16 protein-coding genes are annotated in these 22,974 nt (G+C 66.2%); 9 read left to right on the top strand and 7 right to left on the bottom strand.

The window, feature by feature from the left end; all coding sequences use genetic code 11:
* Positions 1 to 63: 63 nt before the first annotated feature.
* On the top strand, positions 64 to 831 hold the full coding sequence (gene pgeF / locus OJB03_RS06090; RefSeq protein WP_263786007.1) for a peptidoglycan editing factor PgeF: 768 nt from the start codon (positions 64 to 66) through the stop codon (positions 829 to 831).
* A gap of 81 nt (positions 832 to 912) precedes the next feature.
* Complete coding sequence (locus OJB03_RS06085; protein ID WP_263786006.1) at positions 913 to 1,881, top strand: YheT family hydrolase; 969 nt, start codon at positions 913 to 915, stop codon at positions 1,879 to 1,881.
* 51 nt (positions 1,882 to 1,932) lie between these two features.
* Here OJB03_RS06085 and recJ read toward each other — a convergent pair whose 3' ends face one another.
* A complete protein-coding gene (gene recJ, locus OJB03_RS06080) occupies positions 1,933 to 3,681 on the bottom strand; it encodes a single-stranded-DNA-specific exonuclease RecJ (protein WP_263786005.1) in 1,749 nt (582 codons plus the stop codon).
* 583 nt (positions 3,682 to 4,264) lie between these two features.
* On the opposite strand from recJ, the gene rho reads away from it, so the two are divergent.
* The 3 genes from rho (at position 4,265) to OJB03_RS06065 (ending at position 9,941) form a co-directional block, all read left to right on the top strand.
* Entirely contained in the window at positions 4,265 to 5,671 is a 1,407-nt protein-coding gene (rho, locus tag OJB03_RS06075; RefSeq protein ID WP_263786004.1) for a transcription termination factor Rho, read from the top strand.
* An 89-nt stretch (positions 5,672 to 5,760) separates the two neighbouring features.
* Positions 5,761 to 9,003 (top strand): S41 family peptidase, encoded by a 3,243-nt coding sequence (locus OJB03_RS06070; protein ID WP_263786003.1) that lies wholly within the window; start codon positions 5,761 to 5,763, stop codon positions 9,001 to 9,003.
* A gap of 191 nt (positions 9,004 to 9,194) precedes the next feature.
* Positions 9,195 to 9,941, top strand: a complete 747-nt coding sequence (locus tag OJB03_RS06065; protein ID WP_263786002.1) for an HAD family hydrolase — start codon at positions 9,195 to 9,197, stop codon at positions 9,939 to 9,941.
* Positions 9,942 to 10,045: 104 nt separating this feature from the next.
* On the opposite strand, the gene OJB03_RS06060 is transcribed toward OJB03_RS06065, so the two are convergent.
* Positions 10,046 to 10,591 carry an OmpA/MotB family protein gene (locus OJB03_RS06060; protein WP_263786001.1) on the bottom strand — a complete coding sequence of 182 codons (546 nt, stop codon included), beginning with the start codon at positions 10,589 to 10,591 and terminating at the stop codon, positions 10,046 to 10,048.
* A 773-nt stretch (positions 10,592 to 11,364) separates the two neighbouring features.
* Here OJB03_RS06060 and OJB03_RS06055 point away from each other — a divergent pair.
* Complete coding sequence (locus tag OJB03_RS06055) at positions 11,365 to 13,143, top strand: SulP family inorganic anion transporter (RefSeq protein WP_263786000.1); 1,779 nt, start codon at positions 11,365 to 11,367, stop codon at positions 13,141 to 13,143.
* Positions 13,144 to 13,179: 36 nt separating this feature from the next.
* Here the strand turns inward: OJB03_RS06055 and OJB03_RS06050 are convergent, their stop codons facing one another.
* The gene (locus OJB03_RS06050; RefSeq protein ID WP_263785999.1) at positions 13,180 to 13,857 is read right to left on the bottom strand and encodes a DUF2459 domain-containing protein; all 678 of its coding nucleotides are present in this window, start codon (positions 13,855 to 13,857) and stop codon (positions 13,180 to 13,182) included.
* Positions 13,858 to 14,043: 186 nt separating this feature from the next.
* On the opposite strand from OJB03_RS06050, the gene OJB03_RS06045 reads away from it, so the two are divergent.
* The gene (locus OJB03_RS06045; RefSeq protein ID WP_263785998.1) at positions 14,044 to 14,538 is read left to right on the top strand and encodes a DinB family protein; all 495 of its coding nucleotides are present in this window, start codon (positions 14,044 to 14,046) and stop codon (positions 14,536 to 14,538) included.
* Positions 14,539 to 14,547: 9 nt separating this feature from the next.
* Here the strand turns inward: OJB03_RS06045 and OJB03_RS06040 are convergent, their stop codons facing one another.
* Positions 14,548 to 14,832 (bottom strand): polyhydroxyalkanoic acid system family protein, encoded by a 285-nt coding sequence (locus OJB03_RS06040; protein ID WP_263785997.1) that lies wholly within the window; start codon positions 14,830 to 14,832, stop codon positions 14,548 to 14,550.
* A gap of 167 nt (positions 14,833 to 14,999) precedes the next feature.
* Here OJB03_RS06040 and OJB03_RS06035 point away from each other — a divergent pair, with 167 nt between their 5' ends.
* Positions 15,000 to 17,549 carry a M14 family metallopeptidase gene (locus OJB03_RS06035; RefSeq protein ID WP_263785995.1) on the top strand — a complete coding sequence of 850 codons (2,550 nt, stop codon included), beginning with the start codon at positions 15,000 to 15,002 and terminating at the stop codon, positions 17,547 to 17,549.
* A 40-nt stretch (positions 17,550 to 17,589) separates the two neighbouring features.
* On the opposite strand, the gene OJB03_RS06030 is transcribed toward OJB03_RS06035, so the two are convergent.
* Entirely contained in the window at positions 17,590 to 17,868 is a 279-nt protein-coding gene (locus OJB03_RS06030; RefSeq protein ID WP_263785993.1) for an Lrp/AsnC family transcriptional regulator, read from the bottom strand.
* Between the two features lie 110 nt (positions 17,869 to 17,978).
* On the opposite strand from OJB03_RS06030, the gene OJB03_RS06025 reads away from it, so the two are divergent.
* On the top strand, positions 17,979 to 18,275 hold the full coding sequence (locus tag OJB03_RS06025; RefSeq protein WP_263785991.1) for a GIY-YIG nuclease family protein: 297 nt from the start codon (positions 17,979 to 17,981) through the stop codon (positions 18,273 to 18,275).
* Positions 18,276 to 18,319: 44 nt separating this feature from the next.
* Here the strand turns inward: OJB03_RS06025 and OJB03_RS06020 are convergent, their stop codons facing one another.
* Together OJB03_RS06020 and OJB03_RS06015 are read right to left on the bottom strand one after the other, a co-directional pair.
* The gene (locus tag OJB03_RS06020) at positions 18,320 to 20,914 is read right to left on the bottom strand and encodes a TonB-dependent receptor (RefSeq protein ID WP_263785989.1); all 2,595 of its coding nucleotides are present in this window, start codon (positions 20,912 to 20,914) and stop codon (positions 18,320 to 18,322) included.
* Between the two features lie 388 nt (positions 20,915 to 21,302).
* Complete coding sequence (locus tag OJB03_RS06015) at positions 21,303 to 22,886, bottom strand: acyl-CoA carboxylase subunit beta (protein ID WP_263785987.1); 1,584 nt, start codon at positions 22,884 to 22,886, stop codon at positions 21,303 to 21,305.
* Positions 22,887 to 22,974: the final 88 nt, after the last annotated feature.

The raw sequence follows: 22,974 nt of genomic DNA, 5'->3' as shown, positions 1-22,974 counted from the left end.
CCGATTCCTGCGCTTCCTGTTGGTTTGACCCGTCGGGTTTTTCCTCACTCGTTGTCCTTCATCGTGCCCACGGCCCCTGGTACCGACCGGTCGCCCCTCCTTCGTCCCCGCATTTTTGCACATGTGCCATCCGTGACGGCCGGCATGAGCACCCGACACGGGGGCGTGAGCGGCCCGCCCTACGACACCCTCAACCTGGGGCGTCACGTAGGAGACACGGCCAGCTGTGTAGAGGAGAACCGACGCCGGTTCTGTGCCTCTCTTCAAACCGATCCCGCCTGGCTGGCAACGGCCGGACAGGTGCACGGGTCTACGGTTCGCGTGATCGACGCGCCGCGACACGAGCCCTTCTGCGACGGACTCGTCACCACCACGCCCGGGCTGCTTCTCGCCATCGCCGTGGCCGACTGCGCACCCGTGCTCCTGGCCGATCCGGGGCACGACGTCGTGGGGGCCTGCCACGCCGGGTGGCGGGGCACGACCCGCCGGGTCGCCGCCAAGACGGTCACGGCCATGACGGACTGCGGCGCGGACCCGGCGCAGATTCGAGCATACGTGGGGCCGTGTCTGTCTCGGGAGGCCTTCGAGGTGGGGCCAGAGGTCGCGTCCGAATTCGACGACGCCGTCGTGTCGCGTCCCGAGGACGCCGACCGCCCGCACGTCGACCTCAAGGCTGCTCTCCGCCGCCAACTCGAAACAGGGGGCGTGCCGAGCGACGCCATTGAAGTGTCTCCCCGCTGCACACTGCGGGACACGAACGACTTCTTCTCGTATCGCGCTGCTGACGGCCCCACCGGACGCATGCTCGGGGCCGTCGTGCTTCGACACTGACGCCTCCCCACCCCGGCGTCCCAGCGCGGTGCTGACGTTTCGCAGTCCCTTCTTTCGTTCCACCGGACCGTTCCTCGTCCTGTGCCAATCGCCGACTCGACGTACGCTCCTCCGCCGTGGCTCGACGGCGGGCACCGACAAACCCTGTATGCGTCGTTGGTGCGGCGCGTCGACCTCGAATACGACCGCCGCGAGCGCCTCGACACCCCGGACGACGACTTTCTCGACCTCGACTGGGCCCGGGCCGGCGCGTCTCCCTCGGATCGTGCCGTCGTCCTGACGCATGGACTGGAGGGAAGTGCCGGACGCGGATACATGCGGGGCATGGCCCAGGCCTTCGTCCGGCGTGGGTGGGACGCCTGTGCCCTCAACCTGCGCGGCTGCAGCGGCACGCCGAACCGACAGGTGGCCACCTACCACAGCGGTAAGACCGACGACCTCGCCCTCGTCGTCGACCATGTGCTCGATCAGGGGTATACGTCCGTGGCCCTGATCGGCTTCAGTCTCGGCGGCAACCTCACGCTCAAATACCTCGGTGAGCGCGGCTCGCAGGTCGACGACCGCATTCGGGGCGCCGTCGCCCTCTCCACCCCCGTTGACCTCGACGCCTCCGCCGACCGGATCGACCGATGGTCGAACTGGCACTACGTTCAGTACTTCCTCCGGTCGCTCCGGCACAAGATGCGCGTGAAGGCCGAGCAGCATCCAGCCCGCGTATCCGCCGCCCCGCTCGGTAACATCCGCTCTCTCCGGGAATTTGACGACGCCTACACTGCCCCCCTCCACGGCTTCGACGGGGCCGCCGACTACTACCGGCGCGCCAGCAGCAAGCCGTCGCTCTCCGCACTTGCCGTGCCGACGCTCCTTCTCAACGCCGCCAACGATCCGTTCCTGCCGCCCTCGTGCTATCCGCACTCCATCGCCCGGCCCCATGACCAACTGGTTCTGGAGGTCCCGCGAAGTGGAGGCCACGTCGGCTTCGTCTCCTTCAACGACTCCGGCGAATACTGGTCCGAGCGCCGCGCCGCGTCGTTCCTGTCCCCGTCATGATTGTGGACGATCCCCCCGCGGTCCCTCTTCGCCCGCGCTCCGGCCCCCCGCTTACTCCTCGTCCAGGCGCACGTCTCGCGCCTTCAGTTGCAGGGTCGTACGCCCGTTCCAGGTGTTCTCCTCCAGGGAGAAGAGCAGCTCCACCGGCGTTCCGGTGTTCTGGCTCTCCCGGAGCACCGACAGCTTCTCGCCCATCCCAAACCCGATTGCGTCGTACGTCCCGCCGGCCGAGGCGCCCCGCTGCCGGACCTCAAACTTGAGGTGTGAGTCGTTACTCCCGACCGTGCGGGCGGAGACCACGTCCAGGTCCTCAGCGTGGAAGACGGGCGTCGGGTTGGCGGGGCCAAACGGGCCGAACTGCTTGAGCACCGCCCAGAAGCGATCCGCGACCGATCCGATCGTATCGAGGTCGACCGGCGCGTCCACCTTGATCGACGGGGTAAGAAGCTCCGGCGTCACCCGCTCGCCCACGGCGGCGTCGAGGCGATCGCGGAAGGCATCGATGTCGTCGGCCTCCAGCGACATGCCCGCCGCGTGGTCGTGTCCGCCAAACTGCGTAAGTACGTCCTCGCAGTCTGCGAGGGCCTCGTAGATGTTGATGCCCTCGATGGAGCGGGCCGAGCCCTTGACCGCCTCTCCGTTGTGGGTGAGCAGGATGGTCGGCTTGTGAAAGCGCTCAACGATGCTGCTGGCCACGATGCCGATCACGCCGAGGTGCCAGTCGGGGTCGTACAGCACCAGCGCGTGCGGACTGCGGGCCGTGATCTGGCGCTCCGCCCGTTCGATGGCCTCCTCTTCGATGGTGTCGTCGACGCGGCGGCGCTCACGGTTCAACTGCTCCAGCTCGGCGGCGTGGGGCTCGGCCTCCTCGTGGCTCTGAGCGAGGAGCAGATCGACCGCCGAGGAGGCGTGCTCCATGCGTCCCGCGGCGTTGATGCGGGGGCCGAGGGTAAAGACGATGTTGCCGGTAGAGGTGACGGTCTGCAGGTCGAGGTCAGCGGCTTCCGCCAGGGCCCGGACGCCCGGACGCGTGCTCTGTTGTAGGGCCTCCAGCCCCTCGGCCATGAGGACCCGGTTTTCGCCGTAGAGCGGAACGATGTCGCTCGCCGTGGAAAGGGCCAGAAGGTCGAGGTACTCGTAGGCCGCGTCGGGGGACTCGTCGCGGTACGCGAGGACCGCCTGGACGAGTTTGAAGGCCAGCCCACACCCGGGCAACTCGTCGAACGGATAGTCGTCGTCCGGCCGCTTCGGATCGAGCACGGCCAGCGCCTCAGGCAGCGTCTCCTTTGGCGTGTGGTGGTCCGCAATGACGAGGTCGAGCCCCAACTCTTGGGCGTAGGCCGCTTCCTCGTGGGCAGTGATGCCACAGTCGAGGGCCACGACCAGTGAGGCCCCGCGCTCGGCCGCCGCGTCGAGGCCCCGCCGGCAGAGCCCGTACCCATCTTCGTAGCGGTCCGGGATGAAGAAGGACACGTCCACGCCCCGGTCGCGCAGAAAGTCCGTAAAGAGCGCCGTGCCTGTCGTCCCGTCCACGTCGTAGTCGCCATACACCAGCACAGTCCCCTCGTTGTCGATGGCATCGGACAGGCGGGCCGCCGCCGCGTCCATCCCCGCCATCTCGAACGGGTCGTGCAGGGCCGACCGGTCGGCCCGAAAGAAGTGCTTCGCCTCCTCGAGGGTTTTCACCCCGCGCAGGGCGAGGGCACGAGCGAGCGACTCGGGCAAATCGTTGAGGTCGCGCTGCAGACGAGGCACTACGTCGGGCTCGTCGAGGGAGCGCGGGATCCATCGGTGGGTCATCAACAGCAGAGCAAAATGGCCAAATGAGACGCGTAACGGGGTTGGAATATATAAGACACACTAGAGTCCCCGTTGTAACGCGACGGACTGATTCCTCTTAAAGATAACTGAACATGGGAGAATTGTGCCGATCAGCGCTACGTTCTGGGTGGCCCTCGAGAGCTAGACAACAGTCTTCCCTGCCCAGAACGACCCGTGAACCATTCTACATTCCCCCATTCCGAACCCTACACTCCCGTGAATCAACTGGGAGATCAGCCCGTAGCAGCGAGTCCGATTCGCCACACACGACGCCTCGGGCAAGAGCCTTCTACCTATCGAGGCCTCGGTCGCATCGTTTTCAACGGACGGGGTTCCCACTCTTCGTCCGAGCGTTGATGGCCCGGATTGTCTGTTCTACACCGGGCCCGACCGATCTAGTGTTCCCGCCACCATGCCTCTCCCCTACGACGGCCCTTGCCATTGCCGGCACCCCGAGCGACCAACTTGTCGCTCCGTCTTTCTCTCCGGCAGGTCGTTTTCACCTCGGTCCCTTCGATAACCCATCGGGCCCGAGCGGCCCTTTTGACCCGTGAGTAACTCAATGAAGATCTCCACCTTGCAGGACAAGAAGCTCGATGAACTCCGCGAGATCGCGCGGGAGTTGGACCTCACCGGCTACACCGACCTGCGAAAACAGGACCTTATCTACCGCATCCTGGAGGCGCAGGCCGAAGGGGCCGCGTCAGGAGAGGAGCCTGACCTCAACGAGACGGAGGCGGCCTCCACGCCGGACAATGGCGCCGAAGACGCCGACCGCACGTCCTCTGAAGAATATGGGAGTCGGAGCTCCGGAAAGCCGGACTACATGCGCCGGTACGACCCCAACCAGACGGAGCTTCGGGGCATGATCGAGAAGGCTGGGGTGCTCGAAGTTCTCCCGGACGGCTACGGGTTCCTCCGCTCCGACGAGTACAGCTACCAGTCGAGCCCCGACGACATTTACGTCTCGCCATCCCAGATCAAGCGCTTTGGCCTGCAAGAAGGGGACACCGTCAAGGGGCGCGTGCGTCCCCCGAAAGAAGGCGAAAAGTTCTTCGCCCTCATCCAGGTCGCGTCGATCAACGGCTGCGACCCAAGCGAACTCGACGAACGGTCCGACTTCGAGTTCTTAACCCCAATCTTCCCCGACGAGCGCTTTACGCTCGAAGCGGAGTCGGACAGCTACGGCCCACGCATTCTCGACCTGTTCGCCCCCATCGGGAAGGGGCAGCGTGGCCTCATCGTCTCGCCCCCGAAGGCGGGCAAGACAGTGCTGTTGCAGAAGATTGCCCACGGCATCGCGACCAACCACCCCGACACCCACCTTCTGACCCTTCTCATTGACGAGCGTCCGGAGGAGGTCACCGATATGGACCGGACCGTGGAGGGGGAGGTCGTTGCCTCTACCTTCGACAAGGAGCCGGAGCGCCACGTGGAGGTGGCGGACACGGTGCTTCTGAAGGTTCGGCGCCTCGTGGAATCGGGGGAGGACGTGTGCGTGCTGCTCGACTCGATCACCCGCCTGGCCCGGGCCCACAACGCCGTGACGCCGGAAAAGGGGCGCACGCTGTCCGGCGGCATCGAGGCCGGGGCGCTGCGCGGCCCGAAGCGATTCTTCGGGGCGGCCCGCAACGTTGAGGAGAGTGGGTCCCTCACCATCATCGGCACCGCCCTCATCGACACGGGCAGCCGCATGGATCAGGTCATCTTCGAGGAGTTCAAGGGCACCGGCAACATGGAGCTCGTCCTGGACCGCGAGATGGCCGACCGGCGCCTCTATCCGGCCATCGACCTCATCTTGTCCGGCACTCGTCGGGAAGAGGAGCTTCTGCCCAAGCCGATGCTGAAGCGCGTGTGGGTGATGCGCAAAATTCTGGCCGATATGGAGCCGATTGAGGCCATGGAGTTTCTCCTCGATAAGATGAGGGATACGGAGGACAACGAGGAGTTCTTGGAGATGATGAATTAGGAATTCTGTTCGGCCTTCTCTTTTTTGCCGAACGTGGTCCTCTCACCTCTGCACGTCTTCGCATTTCCAGTAGCCCCCCCTGCGCCACCATGCGAACCGCCCTGCGCACACTAGGACTCTCGCTCCTCACGCTTTTCCTCGTCGCCGTCCCGGCCTCGGCCCAGGATGCTGATCCGTTCGTGCGCCACCCCGCGGTCCACCCGGACGGCGACCGGATCGCCTTTTCCTACCAGGGCGACCTCTGGACCGTCCCCGTCGACGGCGGTGCGCCCGAGCGCCTCACGATCCACGAGGCCTACGAGGGCGCGCCCCGGTGGGGCCCAGACGGCGACCGCATCGCCTTCACGAGCGACCGCTTCGGCAACGACGACCTTTACGTGATGGACGCCGCCGGCAGCACGCCGACGCGCCTTACCCACCACTCCACGGGCGACGCCATCGGGGGCTGGACGCCGGACGGGCAGCTCCTCTTCACCACGAGTCGCACCTACGCACAAGCCGAGTGGTCGGACGAGATCTACGCGGTGAACGGGGACGGCGGCACACCCGACCGACGACTCGACGCCGTGGGCAGCGCCCCCCGCATGTCGCCCGACGGCCGCTTCATTGCCTTCGAACGCGGGTACAACGACGTCACCAAGAAGGGCTACGAGGGCCCCGCCGACCGCAACGTCTGGGTCTACGACACGGAGGCCGACACGTACACGCAGGTGACCACCTACGCGGGCAACGACCACACGCCGGTCTGGACCGGCCCGCGCACGCTGCTCTACGTGAGTGAGCAAAGCGGCACCTACAATGTCCACCGACTCGCTCTCACCGACCAGGGGGCGGCCGACGGGGCGCCCGAGGCCGTCACCACGTTCGACAATCACGATGTGCGGAGCCTCAGCGCGAGCCGGGATGGGTCGGTCGTGGCCGTCCAGCGGGAGACCGACGTCTACCTGATTGAGAACGGCGGCGAGCCGCGCCCGCTCGACGTCACCGTTCCGGCCGACTACCGGTTCGACCCCACCGAAAAAATGCAGATGACCGACGGCCTCCGCGACTACGCCGTCTCGCCCGACGGCGAGCAGGTGGCTCTCGTGCTCCGTGGGGAGATCTTCCTCATGCAGAACGAACCGGGCGAGCCGCGCACCACGCGGCTCACCGACCATGCCCATCGCGATCGCGAGGTGGCCTGGATGAGCGACTCAACCCTCGTCTTTTCTTCGGACCGTGGGGGGAACCAGTACGACCTGTACACGCTCGAGTCCGCCGACCCTGAACACCCGGGCGACCTGTACGACGCCCTGCGGCACCGCGTCACCCAGCTCACGGACACGCCGGAGGATGAGCGTGTGCTGGCGATGGACCCCGATCGCTCACACGTAGCCCTTCGCCGAGGCGCCATGACGCCCTACGGGGCCGGCCAGCTTCTGACGGCCGCCGTCGCGGACGGCACGATCGAGGACGAGACCGTGCTCGCAGAGGGCTGGAACGCCCCCACGGACGTGGCCTGGAGCCCCGACGGCGACTGGCTTGCCTACAGCCAGAACAATCTCAACTTTAACTCCGACGTCTACGTCCACGCCGCCGACGGCTCGACCGGGCCGGTCAACGTGAGCCAGCACCCCAAGAGCGACGGCGAGCCGGTGTGGAGCCCCGACGGCTCGAAGCTGGGCTTCGTCTCCGACCGCAGCGGCAACGACGCGGACGTCTGGTTCGTGTGGCTCCAGGAGGAGGACTGGGAAAAGACGAAGCGCGACTGGGAGGCAATTGAGGACGAGGACGAGTCCGACGCGGAAGACTCCGAGGACGACGCGTCGCCCGAGGTGAACATCGACCTCGCAAACATTCACGACCGCCTCGAGCGCGTCACGGCCCTGCCCGGCGGCGAGGCCGACCCGGTCATCGCCGAGGACGGCGACACCTTTTACTTCGTGGGCGGACAGGACGCCGGCCCCGCCGACTACGATTCCGAGGTCGACCTGTACAGCATCCAGTGGGACGGCTCCGAGCGGACGCGCGTCACGGAGCGCGACGTCGGTCCCTCTGCCGTTCGCCTCTCGCCGGACGACTCCCAGATTCTCTTCACCCACTCCGGCGGCCAGCTGGCGCGTGTGCCCGTTGCGCAAAACGAGCTGGAGCGTCTCTCCTTCACCGCCTCCATGACGGTGGACCACGAGGCGGAACGGACCCAGATCTTCGACGAGGTCGGCCGGGCCCTGAGCCAGGGCTTCTACGACCCCGACTTCCACGGCGACGACTGGGACGCACTGCTTGAGGAATACCGTCCGCGGGCCCTGGAGGCCTCGACCGCCCAAGACTTTCAGGCCGTCGTGAACCGCATGCTCGGCGAGCTCAACGCCAGCCACATGGGGTACTACGCCGGCAACCGGGCCGAGACGCAGGACGAGCGCACCGGCCGGCTCGGGGTGGAGCTTGATCCGGTCGAGACCGGCGTAGAGGTGCAGCGGGTGGTGCCCCGTTCCCCTGCCGACCGGGAGGTCAGCACGCTCCGGGAGGGCGACGTCATCACCACCGTGGACGGCCGGTCTGTGGCGGAGGCCGACAACTTCTACCGGTTACTGGAAGGGACCGTTGAAGAGAAAGTCCTTCTGGGCGTCGCGGGCCCCGACGGAGAGGAGCGCACAGTGCGGATCCGTCCCACCGAAAGCCTCGACGACGCGCTCTACCGCGAGTGGGTGGAGGACCGTAAAGAGCTCGTCGAAGAGTATTCCGACGGGCGGCTCGGTTACGTGCATGTCGAGGGGATGAACTGGGAGAGCTTCGAGCACTTCGAGCGGGAGCTGTACGCCAGCGGCCACGACAAGGAGGGCCTCATCATCGACGTGCGCTACAACGGCGGCGGCTGGACGACCGACTACCTCATGACGGTACTCAACGTGCGACGGCACGCTTACACCGTGCCCCGCGGGGCCACGGACGACCTCGATCAGAACCACGAGCAGTTCCGCGGGCACTATCCGTTCGGCGAGCGGCTCCCCTACGCGGCCTGGACGAAACCGGTGGCCGCCCTCGCCAACGAAAACAGCTACTCCAACGCCGAGATCTTCTCCCACGCCTTCAAGAACCTCGACCACGGAACGCTCGTGGGCCAGCCCACCTTCGGGGCCGTCATCTCGACCGGCGGTGCGGGCCTGCTCGACGGCTCCTACGTGCGCATGCCCTTCCGGGGGTGGTACGTCCATCAGACCGACAAGAACATGGAGCACGGCCCCGCCCGGCCGGACATTCGGGTCGAGAACCCACCGGGCATTAAGGCGGAGGGCGAAGACCCTCAACTGCGCCGCTCCGTGGAGGCCCTTCTGAACGAGAACAGCGAGTAGGACGACGGGCCCCGTCCCGTTTCTTTCCGACAGGCAGCATGCCGGGGGGCCTCCTCCAGGGTGCGATGCTCGCCCCGCCCGTCTCTGCGTCGCCGCTGCCCGCCCTGAGGAAAGATCCCGGAACTGGACGACAAGCTCACTGTGTAGGGAGAATGTCCGCAATTGCTTATCCACACCCATAATTCCGCCCCATGCCCGAGAACGTAGACCTCAGTGCGTTGCTTTTCGACATGGATGGCGTCCTGGTGGACGTCTCCCGCTCGTACCGGCGCGCGATCGAGGAGACCGTCGAGCACTTCACCGGTCGCCAAATCGGTGAGAATGCCATCCAGCGGTACAAGAACTACGGCGGCTTCGAGGACGACTGGAAGCTGACCCACGCCATCGTCACCGACACGGCGATGGAGGTGCCGATCAGCCGCGTGATCGACGAGTTTCAGGACCGCTATCGCGGGGACGACTGGGATGGCTTCATCACGGAAGAGCCCCCGCTGATCGACGACTCGACCCTCGACCAGCTCAACCACGACCACATCCTGGGCATCGTGACCGGGCGGCCCGAGGAGGAGGCCCAGTGGACCCTCGACCATCAGAGCTGGACGGACTACTTTCCCCTTCTCGTGGGCAAGGAGAAGCAGGGCGACCGCGCAAAGCCCAATCCCTTTCCCCTTGAACACTCCCTCACCATGCTGGCCGCTGCCGGCTGCCCCATGGACCCGGAGGAGGCCGTGTACGTCGGCGACTCGGTCGACGACATGGACGCGGCGCAGGAAGCCGGCATGTGGCGCATCGGGGTCGTCCCCCCGTACGTAGAGACCGAGGAGCACAAGCCACTGCTGGAGGAGCACGGGGCACACGTCGTCATCGACGACCTCAATACACTGCCCGACGTGCTGTCTACCCTGGGGGAGCGCACGCCCGCCCGATCGACGCGGTAGGACCTGTTCACGTTCGCGGGGCTCAGGCCCGCACAGTTTTGGCAGGCTCGGGATGGACCCGAGTCTGCCATTTTTGTTGCACGCCCCCGCACCCTCAGGCTCAACTATGAGCCGTCCTCTACAACAATCTCCACCCGGCGGTCTTCACGGCGCCGCTCTGGCGTTTCGTCCGGCCCGACCGCCGTTCGCGGCCCGAACGCCTCGATCTCAAGGCTTCCGGTCCGGATGTCGTGGTTTGTATCGAGGTAGTGGGCCACCGCCGCCGCCCGCTGAGCGGATAGGTACCAGTTGCTCGGGTACGTATCCTGCAGACTGGGCCCGATGGGCACGGGGTCGGTGTACCCCTGTATACGAAAGCCTGCGTTCGGGAATTCGTCCTTGATCGTCGCGGCGTGTTCGTCGAGCCGCTGGCGCCCACGGTCCGGAATCCAGGCGCTGCCCGAGGGAAAATAGATCGGCGGTTGAAGCGTGGTGCCCTCCTCCCGCGCCCGCATCGAGTCGCGGAGCGCCTGCACCTGACGCTTTAGGTCCTGGTTGGCTGTCTGGACGGAGTCGATCCGTCCCTGCAGCTCCTGCTGCCCGGTGCCCTGATTGCCTTGCTGGCACCCCACGAGGACGATTGCCAAAAGAAGCCCGAAAAAGAAGCGCATGGACCCGACGAGACATTGGGCATGGAATGATGAGTTTTCTCTAAAGTGCCCACTGATCAGGTCGAATGCAACACGCAAACCACGACCGCCAGACAGGCCCGAGGTTTTATGCGTCCGCATGCTTCCCCTCCCGAGGAGAGCGGAGGCTGCGTGCCCGTCTGCAGGTTCCACACGTCGCGCCGAAAGATGACCAGAAGCGTCGCATCGTTCGGAGCGGACATCTCACGTGGCACCCAGCGGGTCCGCCACGAGCACAGAATTCGTTTCGTTGAGCACCGCCCCAGGCATTCTCCACAGTCGCCCCCCTCGCTGGGAGGGAAAGGCCCACGCTCCGCCACAGTGGAAAACAGGGCGTCGTGGGCCGGGGCGGGCACTGACAAGATTACCTGCGCAACGCACGCTGAATCATCGTGCCGTTCCTCCCGCTGCACCCTTCCAGTGCCGTGTGCAAAGACACCCGGGCGTACGGGACCCAAATCTGATTTGGCGGCAGGCGGACGAATGCCTGTGGCTTTGTTTGGCCCTGCGCACGAATTCCGTCGCCATTTCCCCTATTTCTCTCCTGTATGGGTGCGCGAGCCCCCTCCTCGGTGCCAGCAGGCATGCGGTTTGCCGCGTAAGGAAGCTGTATTCTTGTACTCACTTCACAATCGGTCCGGATCAACAGCCGCCGCGCCTCTTTCCGGTGGCCTGTACTCTTTCCGGTTCTCAACCGGGCCCGTCCGGCCACACTCGCTTCCTTCTGAGACCAGGTCGCCCGTAAGGCACACACCATGTGGAATCAAGCCTGGGCGTGGCTTCGCGGTACGCTTCCGCTGTTTCAGTGGCTTCCGGACTACACGACGGAGGCACTGCGCGGGGACGCGACGGCGGGACTCACGGTGGGCGTCATGCTCATTCCGCAGGGCATGGCCTACGCCGTCATCGCAGGGGTCCCGCCGATCTACGGCCTCTACGCCGGCCTCGTGCCGCTGCTCGTCTACCCGTTGATCGGGAGCTCGCGGCACCTTGCGCTCGGGCCCGTGTCGATCGACATGCTCATCATCGCGGCGGGCGTGGGGGCGATCGCCCAGGCCGGGACGGAGCGCTACGTGGCCCTCGCCATCCTTCTCACCGCCATGGTGGGGCTGCTGCAGATGTCAATGGGGGCCATGAAGCTCGGGTTCGTGGCCAACCTATTGTCGAGGCCGGTCATCGCTGGCCTCACGACGGCCGCCTCGTTCATTATCGCCTTCAGTCAGATTGGAAGCCTGCTCGGGGTCGAGCTGGGGCGGTCTCAGTACATTCACGTGCTGCTGATCGAGGCCGTTCAGAATGCGGGCAACACCCACCTACTCACACTGGGAATCGGAACCATGAGCATCGTGCTGCTCATGGGCCTCCCCCGCTGGCTCCCCAAAGTCCCCGAGGCCCTGATTGTGGTCGTCGCCGGCACGCTCGGCGGATGGGGCTTTGGGCTCCGCGAAAAGGGGGTGTCGGTCGTCGGGTCCATCCCTCAGGGCCTCCCCGCCCCTGAACTGTGGGCGCTCAGCTTCTCGGACCTCAACACGCTCTTGCCGGCGGCCATCACCCTCGCGCTCGTGCAGTTCATGAAGGACATTTCGCTGGACCGCATCTTTGCGGCCCGGCACGGCTACACGATCGACGCCAACCGGGAGCTCATCGGGGTTGGGGCCGGCAATTTCTTTGGCAGCCTGTTCCAGAGCATTCCCGCGTCGGGAAGCTTCTCCCGGTCGGCCGTGAACGAGCAGTCCGGGGCCCAGACGGCCCTCGCCAATGTCTTTGCGGCCGGGGTGATCGCACTCACCCTGCTGTTCCTCACGCCGCTGTTCTACCACCTCCCCACGCCGGTGCTCGCCGCCATCATTATCGTGTCGGGCTTCGGGCTGTTTGATCTTCGGGAGCTGCGCAGCCTATTCAAGGCGCGGCGGCGGGACGGGTACATCGCCCTCTTCACGGCGGCCTGCACCCTTTTCATCGGCATTCAGGAGGGCATCCTGCTCGGCATCGGGACGTCCGTCGTCGCCATGCTCTACCGCATCAGCCGGCCCAACGTGGCCGAGCTCGGGCACGTCCCCGGCACCCGCCTCTTCCGCGACCTAGACCGGTTCGAGCAGGCCGCCCGCCTGCGGGACATCATGGTCCTGCGGGTGGACGCGGCCTTCTCGTTCGCAAACGCCGAGTACTTCAAGGACTTCATCCTGGAGAAAAGCGAGCGCGAGGGGCGTCCCGTGAAGGTCGTGGTCGTAGACGGCAGCAGCATCAACGGCCTGGACACCACGGCCATCGACGCCCTGTTTTCGGTGACCGAGTCGCTGGAGGAGGAAGGCATCGAGCTCCACCTGACCGGGCTCATCGGCCCGGTGCGCGAGGTGGTGCGGCGCTCGGGGCTTCACGCCCTGCTCGGCGAGAACAAGTTTCACCTCGATCCGCACCAGGCCGTCGTGAGCGTGCTGGAACGCTGGGATGCCGCGGAGGGGACCGACCGCGTCACGCACTACTTCAACATGGCGGAGTCGGAGGAGACAGAGGCCACGCCCGCGGCGTCGTAGCGCGGGCGGTGACCGCGGCGTGCTCGGGACCACACGCTACTCCTGCCCGCCGCTCTGGACAAGTGCCCCGCACGCCTTCGCCTGCCGCACAACCTGTCCCACCGTGAAGACCCAGCGCGGGGACACGTCACACCCGGCTGCCTCGAGCGCGGCCGCGGCCCAGTGGTTGCAGTTGTTGAAGACGTGGTACGCGAGCGGCGACGCGTAGAACCGACTGCCGGCGTAATACCCTGGTGCTGCGGTGGACGCCCGTCCCGTGGAGTCAACGGCGAACGACTCTGCCACGAACGCGGTGAGGGCGTCCAGTTCGGCGGGCGACACCAGCACTCGCACGACGGTCCGGCCTGAAAACCGGTCGGGGACCGGCCGGTCGATAGGCACGACGTGCACCACGCTGCCCGTGGGCCAGGCGCCGGCCCGGAGCACGCCCCACACGCCCCGCGACGCGCCGGGGTAGTACTGTGCCTCCCCCCAACCCACCTCCACGTACCGCGCGCTGGCAAAGTCGTTGAGGACGGACCATCGACCGTCGGAGACATCGGCCCGGCGGATGGCAATGCCTGCGTGCCAGCCGTGCTGGACAACGTAGATGGCACTCGTGTTCTCCTGCCCCTCCGCGGACGAGACCGTTTGACGCGGCAGGTGACAGCGGGCTGCCAGCACGACGAGCCACGCGGCCACTGCGCCGAAGAGAAGACCACGCCACCACTGCATGCACTCGGACACGCGAGACGGGAAACCAACGGGGACTTTGTTCAATCAGCGACCCCGTTCTCAAGGTCCGGGATGCCCCCGTCCCATTCCGCCGCGGCTTCGCCTCCCGCCACCTGCATCCGTGCGGTTCAGTGACTATGCTGAGGCCGCACGACGCTTCCAGAATCAGCGAATAGTCCCTCTTTTATGGATCCGAACGCCGCCCTCCGCTCCCACCTTACGGACCTTCTCACCGCCCGGCAGGCCCACTCCACACTTGCGGACATCACGGCCCACATGCCCCGGGATCGTCGCGGCGAGCGTCCTGAGTCCCTGCCGTACTCGGTGTGGGAACTCGTCGAGCACATCCGGCGGGCCCAGCGCGACATCCTCGACTACTGCCAGTCCCCCGACTACGAGGGGCACGACTGGCCGCACGACTACTGGCCTGATGCACCCGCCCCGTCCTCCCCTACAGCATGGGACGAGTCCGTGGCTCAATTTCAGGAGGACCAGGAGGCCCTGTGCGAACTCGTCACCGACGAGACGATCGATCTCTACGCAACGGTTCCCTCTAGCGACGAGCACACGTACCTCCGCGAAGTGATGCTCGTGGCCGACCACACCGCCTACCACCTCGGTCAGATCGTGGCCGTGCGCCGCGAGCTCGGCCTCTGGCCCCCGAGTGGGGACGCCGCGTAATTGCGGCCCCTACGACTGCGACTGAAGGGACTCGTCCAGGTAGTCCTCGGCCTCCGCCTGCACTCGTCCGCGCATCGGCTGCAGGAAAGCACTGAGGTTGATCGCGACATGCACCGCGTCGGCCTCCACCTCAATGTGCCCGTCTGCCCCCTGTCCGCTGAACTGCAGCGTGTCGCCCGCCCATTCGGCGTCAACCCCGAGCTCCGTTTCGAGCTTTTCGGCGACGCGCCCAACGGCCGCCCGGCCGTCGTCGAGCCCCAGAGAATGCGAGCGGGTGATGTCGATGTCGGCCATTGTCGGAATTGTTTTTTCGAAGGGTGAAATCAGCAAGGGAGGTACGCGGAGCCACGGGGTCCGTTCGCTCCGGTCGCGATTCGTTCGTGTCCGTTCCTTGTAAGTGCCCTGCGGCCGTCGTTTGTTGTGGAGGCGCATTATCCGCTCTTCTCATCGCCGCCCCCACCATGCGCACCGCCCGCTTCCCCCGCTTTGGCCTCGTGGTCCTCGCCCTCCTGGTTCTGCCCCTCACGGCCCCGGCCCAGCCGTCGGAGCCGGAGCCCCTGCAGTCCCCCGCCACCTTCCTGGGCTACGAGCTCGGCGAGCAGTTTACGCCGCACCACCGGGTCGTAGACTACGTGCGACACGTGGCCGAACACTCCCCGCGCGTTGCACACCGCCAGTACGGCACATCGGTGGAGGGCCGTCCGCTCCTCCTCGCCACCGTGACCGCCCCGAGCAACCACGACCGCATCGAGACGATCCGGCGGGACAACCGGAAGCGGACCGGTCTGGCCGACGGGTCTCCTCAGGCCGAGCCCACCGCCATCGTTTGGCTGAGCTACGGGGTACACGGCAACGAATCCGTCTCCACCGAGGCGGCACTCCGCACCCTCCACGCCCTCGGAAATCCCCAAAACGAGCGAACGGGCGACTGCCTCGGCGACACGGTGGTGCTGCTCGATCCCCTCCTAAACCCCGACGGCCGCGAGCGCTACGTGCAGTGGTACAAGCGCACGACCGGGGACCAGCCCAACGCCCGGCCGGCGGCCCGCGAGCACCACGAGCCCTGGCCCGGCGGCCGCACGAACCACTACTACTTCGACCTCAACCGCGACTGGGCCTGGGGCGTCCAGCCGGAGACGCGGCAGCGCCTGGCGGCCTACCATCGGTGGATGCCGCACGTCCACGTCGACTTCCACGAGATGGGCGTGAACGAGCCCTACTACTTCGCCCCCGGCGCCGAGCCGTTCCACGAGAACCTGACCGAGTGGCAGCGTGACTTTCAGTTCACCATCGGCCGCAACAACGCCGACTACTTCGACGAGAACGGCTGGCTCTACTTCACCGAGGAGGTCTTCGACCTGTTCTACCCCGGCTACGGGGATACGTGGCCCCTCTTCAACGGCGCCATTGGCATGACCTACGAACAGGGCGGCTCGGGGCGGGCCGGACGTGCCATCGTCACTGCCGAGGGCGATACGCTCACCCTGCTCGACCGGCTCCGCCGCCACCACACCACCGGCCTCTCCACCGTGGAGGCCACGGCCGAGCACCACGAGCGGGTAGTGCAGCAGTTTGCGGACTACTACGCGTCGGCTCAGGAGAGCCCGCCCGGCAAGTACCGAACCTACGTCGTGCGACGGGACGCACAGGGACACCGCCTCGCGGCCCTCGCCGACCACCTGGACCGCCAAGAGATTCGCCACGGCTACGTGACCGAGCCGCGGACGGTGCGCGGACGCAGCTACCGCAGCGGCGAGTCCGAGCAGGCACGCCTCCGGGAGGGGGACCTCCTCGTGAACGCGGCCCAGCCAAAGGCCCGTCTCGCAAAAGTGCTCCTGGAACCGAAGACGACCATCGTCGACTCCCTGACGTACGACATCACGGCCTGGAGCCTGCCGCACGCCTACGGCCTGGAGGCCTACGCCCTCTCCGAGTCGGTGGCTCCCGACACCAACGCCGCTCCGGGCTCGACCGGCGCCATGACCGGCGACACGGACGCGCCCTACGCCTACGTCACTCCCTGGACGAGCCGGGCCGACGCCCGCTTCGCGGCGGCGCTGCTGGACGCAGGACTTCGCCTCCGCTTCGCCACAGAGTCGTTTACGGTGGACGACCGGTCGTTTGAGCCAGGGGCCCTTGTCCTCACACGCGCCGGAAATGCGACCCGGACCGGCCGCTTCGACGCGACGGTGCGCCGGCTGGCCGAGGCCCACGACCAGTCGCTCCACGGTGCCTCGACCGGATTTACCGCACAGGGACCGGACTTCGGGTCCGACAATGTCGGGTTCGTGGAGGCCCCGCACGTGGCCGCCCTTTCGGGGCCCCCAACGAGCCCGTCCCGGGCCGGGGAGGTCTGGCACTTCTTCGACCGGCAGCTCGACTACCCGGTCACGCTCCTGCCGGCCGACGATTTTGAGGCCTCAATGCTAGACGACGTGGACGTGCTCGTGCTTCCGGATGGGGAATACGCCGAGTGGCTCACAGATGCGCGGGCCGAAGCCCTCACGGACTGGGTGCGCCAGGGCGGGCGCCTCATCTCCATGGGCGCCGCCAATGACGCCTTAGCGGACCGTCCGTCCTATGCCCTCACGCGGGAGACCTCCGATGCCTCGGAGACGGATGAGGACGATGCACTCACGTCCTATGGCGCCCAGACACGACAGCGCTTGTCCGGGGCCACGCCGGGTAGCATTCATCGTGTGCAGCTTGACGACTCTCATCCGCTCGGCTTCGGCGTCGAGCCGCCGTACTTCACGCTCAAGCGCAATGACGACGCATTTGCCTACCTTGACGACGGGCAGACCGTGGGTGCCCTAGAGACCCCGACGCCCGTCGGCGGCTTCATGGGCCACGAGGCGCAGCGGGCGGTCGACGACACGTTCCTCTTCGGGACGCAGTCACTCGGGGACGGCCAGGTGACTTACTTCGTCGACAATCCCCTCTTTCGGGGATTCTGGTACAACGGGCAGGTTCTCTTCAGCAACGCCGTCTTCTTCGTCGGAAACGGGTAGTGGAGCGGCGCATCGCTCCCTCTGCCCCTTCCGGGGGGCATCAGTCCATACCCACCCCGAACATGTTCTCCAGATCGTGGCTGGAGTGCACACGAAAGCCGATGAGCGTCTCGGTGTCCGTGATGCCCTCCACCTGACGGATCTCGTTGGTGACGAGGTCGGCGAGTGCTTCGTTTTCGGCGACGCGCAACATGGCGACGAGATCGACGCGCCCCGCCACGGAATGAACCTCCGTGATGCCGTCGAGGGCCGCGAGCGCGTCGGCTACGTCGTTGACCTTGCCGCGCTTGGTGTCGAGCAGAACGATTGCGGTTACCATATTGCGTAAACGTGTTGTGTAGGGCGAGGGGACGTTAAGATATACAGAGTTAACATACACCCAAACGTCCAGACAGCCAAGCGCTCCCTACGAGATCACAGGGCTCTTCCATGAGTTCATCCCCCCCGACCAATACTGCCCCCTCCGGGGGTCATCACGTATACATCGTTGAGTGCCGCGACGGCACCTACTACACCGGCTACACCACAGATGTGGACCGGCGGGTCACGGAGCACAACGACGGCACGGCGGCCAAGTACACCCGCGGGCGGCGGCCGGTGACCCTGGTCCACACGGAGACGTTCGACAACCAGTCCACGGCCATGCAGCGGGAGTACGCGATCAAGCAACTCCGTCGGGCACAGAAGGAGCAGCTCATCGACGGCGATGACCCAGCGGGAGCGTGACGAAAAGTGCCCCGGGTGCGCCTCCCCCGCGGCACGATGCTTTCTCAGCGAATCGAGTACTGCAACTCGACGAAGACATTTCGCGTGGCCGCAGGGTAAAACCGCGCCGCCCCCCCAGCGTTTAGGAATCCGTGCTGGAGCACACGGGCGTCGAGCAGGTTGTTGGCTTTCACCTGAACCCGGAGGCCGCCCAGCGCCGAACGGGGCGGGGCCTCATACGAAATCGACGCATCGAGCAGCGCGTACGGGTCGACCGTGAGGGCGTCGTTTTCCTCGAGATCGACCGTTCCGTCGCTGCTTAGCGTAGCGGTCGTGCCCTCCGAATTGTCGACGTACTGCCGCCCCACCACCTGTGTCGTGAGCGACGCCGTAAGCCCTCGCCACTCGTACGACGTGCGCAGGTTGGCCAGCTGCTCAGGGGAGGACGCAATCGGGTTGCCGTCCCGGTCCAGCTTCACCGTCGTGTCGCCGACCGCCTGAAACTCGGAGAAGTCCGCGAAGCGCGTCCGGGCCAGCATGGCGTTGCCCGAGAGGGCCCAGTCCGGCAGCAGCTGCACAGCCCCCTCCACCTCTAGCCCCACATGCCGCGTGCGGTCGGCGTTGCCGGTACGGGGGGCGCCGAACTGGTTGACGTCTCCACTGGGCACAATTTCGTCCCAGAACGCCATCCAGAAGAGATTGGCAGAGACACGATACCGGGAGCGCTCGAGCGAGCCTCCCATCTCCAGGTCAAGGAGTTGTTCAGACTCGATGAGCGGCGCGTCGTAATCGACGGTGCCGTCCGGCCGGGTCGCGAACTGAGGCACCGCCCCCGCAGGGCCTTCCTGTCCCTCGTATAGCTGGGTGCGTCGCGGCTCGCGATGGGCCCACGCCACACTCGCGTACGCGCTCCACGGCCGGTCGGGGTTGAGGGTGGCCCCAAGTCGGGGATTTGCGAAGACGTACGGCTTCGTAAAGTCGTGCGCCCGCACGCCCTCCCGGTCGAACGTCTCCTCGTCGTAAAAGCGGTATCGACGCCACGTAAGCTGCAGGTCGGCCTCGACGGCCAGGCGATCGAGGGGCCGGAACAGGTGCGAGCCGAAGGCCGACGCGATGATCTTTTCGTTTCGGAACTGCCAGAGGCGACGGTCGGGATCCGCCCCTACCACGGCGTCCGGGATCTGCGATCCCGCCTCTTGAATGCGGCCCCACCGTAGCGACCGGTGCAGGCGCGCCTCCAGGCCCAGCGTCGTCTTGGTGGTGCCGTCCTCGTAGACGAGGGTTGGAATCCACCCATACTGGTTCTGGTCGAGTGCGCTCCGCACGACAACATCGTCGGGCGAAAGGCCCAACGTGAACAGTGGTCGCGTCCGCTCCGCCTCCGTGAGCGCGTCGCCGTTGGGGGCGAAGTCGTCGGGCAGCCGGAGAAAGTCGGCGGTCCGAAAAGCGGCGCCGAAGTCGAAGTGCCCTTCGCCCTTAATCCAAAACGCAGTCTGGTCGAGGGTCCACGTCGGCGACAACCGCCACTCGTGCGAGAGGTGCACCTGCGGTGGATTGAAGCGCTCGTTGGCGTCCGAGACGGCACTGGGGTTCTGACGACGGGCCTCCTCATCGTCGTTGGCGGACTTGGGAATACCGCGAAAGGCGAGCCCGTCTTTTTGAATGCCACCGAACGCCTGCAGCTTGAGCGTCGAGCGGTCGCCATAGCGGACGAGGCCGCCGAAGAACCGGGTGAACTCGGTCCACGAATTCTTCCGGTAGCCGTCCGACGTGGCCCGGGAGAGGCGGGCATTGACGACGTAGCGCCCGCCGAGGAGGCCACTGTTGGCCGTCACAGAAAACCGGCGCGTGTCGAACGAGCCGACGCCGGTCCGCACCCGGGCATAGGGCTCTGTCTCGAAGGGATCGGTGACGATGTTGATGGCCCCGCCGATGCCGACGGACCCATACTGGGACGAGCCGGCCCCACGCTGAACCTGTATGTCCTCCACGGACGGCTCCATGCCGTAGAGATTGACCCAGAAGACGTTGAAGTCCTCCGGATCGTTTTGCGGCACGCCATCGATCGAGACGGCGAGGCGCCGCTGGTTGAAGCCCCGAAGCCGGAGCGTGGAGTACCCAATGCCATTCCCGTTCTGCGAGTGAAACGTGACAGACGGAGTCTCCGACAGCAGCGAGGGCAGGTCCTTGACGCCCAGCCGCTGGTCCACCTCCGCTGCCGTCACGTTGCTCACCGTTACCGGCTCGACCCGCGAACGGGCACGTCGCGTGGTGACGAGCACCTCGTTCTGCGAGAGCGCGCGCTCCCGGAGCCGAACCGTGTCGCGGATCATGGTCCCGGCCGACAGCAAAAGGGATTCGGTGTGCCGCGCGTGCCCCACAAAGCTCACCACGAGCCGGTACCGGCCGGAAACAACGTCACGCAGGCTGAAGGCCCCTGCCGAGTCGGCGGCGGTGCCGTAGCGTCGGGCCCCGGTTTCCGAATCACGAAGAACGACGTTGGCCCCGGGCAGCGGGCCGCCCGTCGCTGCCTGCATCACGCGTCCCGAGACGGTTGCGGTGGAGTCGGATTGGGCTTGTAATGGAGAGAGCCCCCCTCCACACAGAAGCACACTCAAAACGAGAGTCGCACAGGAAAGCACACGTGGAGCACGAGCCATCAGTGAACGGGCCGAATCTTTGTGGGAACGGGCGGTGAGCACTGATGGGGGCCACAAAAAAGCCGCCCCCATCGGTGCTGATGGAGGCGGCACAAGCTATACACGGGCGGCCACGGAGGGTCGCCGGTATCGGGCCATTCCTACGCCGGTGTGAACCGGGTCAGGTTCAAAGGGTACAGTCTCAGCCCCGGCGCGGCAATAAGCCGTGCCGGGACGCCCCCAGCAGGTTGGGTGTCTGATATGTGCGGGGTCCTATCCGAATGCAAAAATCTTGTTTCAGAGATGTCGCGCCCCGTCTCCGCCCTTCACGAGACGAATGAGGGCCTCCCGGGCCGGACGGGGCGGTCGTGAGGGCGTGCCCGTTCCGGATGGAGACCGACCCGGAAGGCTAGAGCGGCATGTTGCCGTGCTTCTTACGCGGATTGTTCACCACCTTGTCCTCCAGCATGTCAAACCCACGAATGAGGCGCTCGCGGGTCTCACGGGGCTTGATGACATCGTCGACGTAGCCGTACTCGGCCGCCACGTAGGGCGTGGCGAAGCGGTCCCGGTACTGCTCCACGAAGTCGTCCTTTGCCGCCGCCGGGTCCTCCGCCGCGTCCAATTCGTCGCGGTAGATGATCTCGACGGCACTCTTCGGCCCCATCACGGCCACCTCGGCGGTGGGCCAGGCAAAGTTGAGGTCGCCGCCGATGTGCTTCGAGTTCATGACGTCGTAGGCCCCGCCGTATGCCTTGCGCGTGATGACGGTGATGCGGGGGACGGTCGCCTCACAAAAGGCGTAGAGCAGTTTGGCCCCGTGCTTGATGATGCCGTTCCACTCCTGGTCGGTGCCGGGCAGGAAGCCGGGCACATCCTCCATCACGAGCAGCGGCACGTTGAACGCGTCGCAGGTCCGGACGAAGCGGGCGCCCTTGATCGACGCGTCGATGTCGAGTGTGCCGGCCAGCACCGCCGGCTGATTCGCCACGATCCCGACCGGGCGCCCGCCAATGCGCGAGAAGCCGGTGAGGAGGTTCTCGCCGAAGTCGGGCTGGATTTCGAAGAAATCCTCCGCGTCGACGAGGTGCCGGATCACGTCGCGCATGTCGTAGGGCTGGTTCGGGTCCTCCGGCACCAGGGCATCGAGCTCGTCGCCGTCGTGGGCGTCTGCTACCTCCTCCCGCGGCACGCGCGGCGGGTCCTCCTCGCAGTTCTGGGGGAGGTAGCCCACCAGTTCGCGGATGCGGCGGAGGCAGTCCACGTCGTTGCTACACGTAAGGTGGCTCACCCCACTCTTGGTCGCGTGCGTGCGGGCCCCGCCCAGGTCGGCCGCCGTCACCTCCTCCTGCGTAACGGTTTTCACCACGTTGGGCCCCGTCACGAACATGTAGCTAGTGTCCTCCACCATGATCGTAAAATCGGTGATGGCCGGGCTGTAGACCGCCCCCCCAGCACACGGCCCCATGATCGCCGAAATCTGCGGGACGACCCCCGAGGCCTCGGTGTTGAGCTTAAAAATGTCCGCGTACCCCCCGAGGCTCTTCACGCCCTCCTGGATGCGCGCACCGCCGGAGTCGTTGAGGCCGATGACGGGCGCCCCGTTCTCCAGTGCCTTCTCCATCACGTTCACGATCTTGTCCGCGTGGGCCCGGCCCAGCGACCCGCCGTAGACGGTAAAGTCTTGGCTGAAAACGTAAACGAGGCGGCCGTGGATGGTGCCGTAGCCGGTGACGACCCCGTCGCCCGGCGGGCGGTCCTCGTCGAGGCCAAAGTTGGTCTCCTGGTGGCGCACGAACGTGCCGAGCTCCTCAAACGAGTCGTCGTCGAGAAGAATATCGAGCCGCTCGCGGGCCGTCAACTTGTCCTTGTCGTGCTGGCGCTCGATGCGCTCCTCCCCGCCCCCTTTCGCGGCCTCTTCGCGGCGACGCTCCAGGTCTTCGTAGCGGCTCTCGCCGGAAGGCGCGTCGGCGGGGTCATCGGAATTGCTCATTGACGGAGAGAGGCTCGTGCAGAAGTGTGGGCGGAAAGGGAGAGGGCAGAAAAAGTAGGACCTGCGGCCGAGCACATCAACGATCGTT

The organism is Salinibacter grassmerensis (genome assembly GCF_947077765.1).
Lineage (GTDB): Bacteria > Bacteroidota > Rhodothermia > Rhodothermales > Salinibacteraceae > Salinibacter > Salinibacter grassmerensis.
This window is presented reverse-complemented; position numbering and strand designations above follow the sequence as displayed.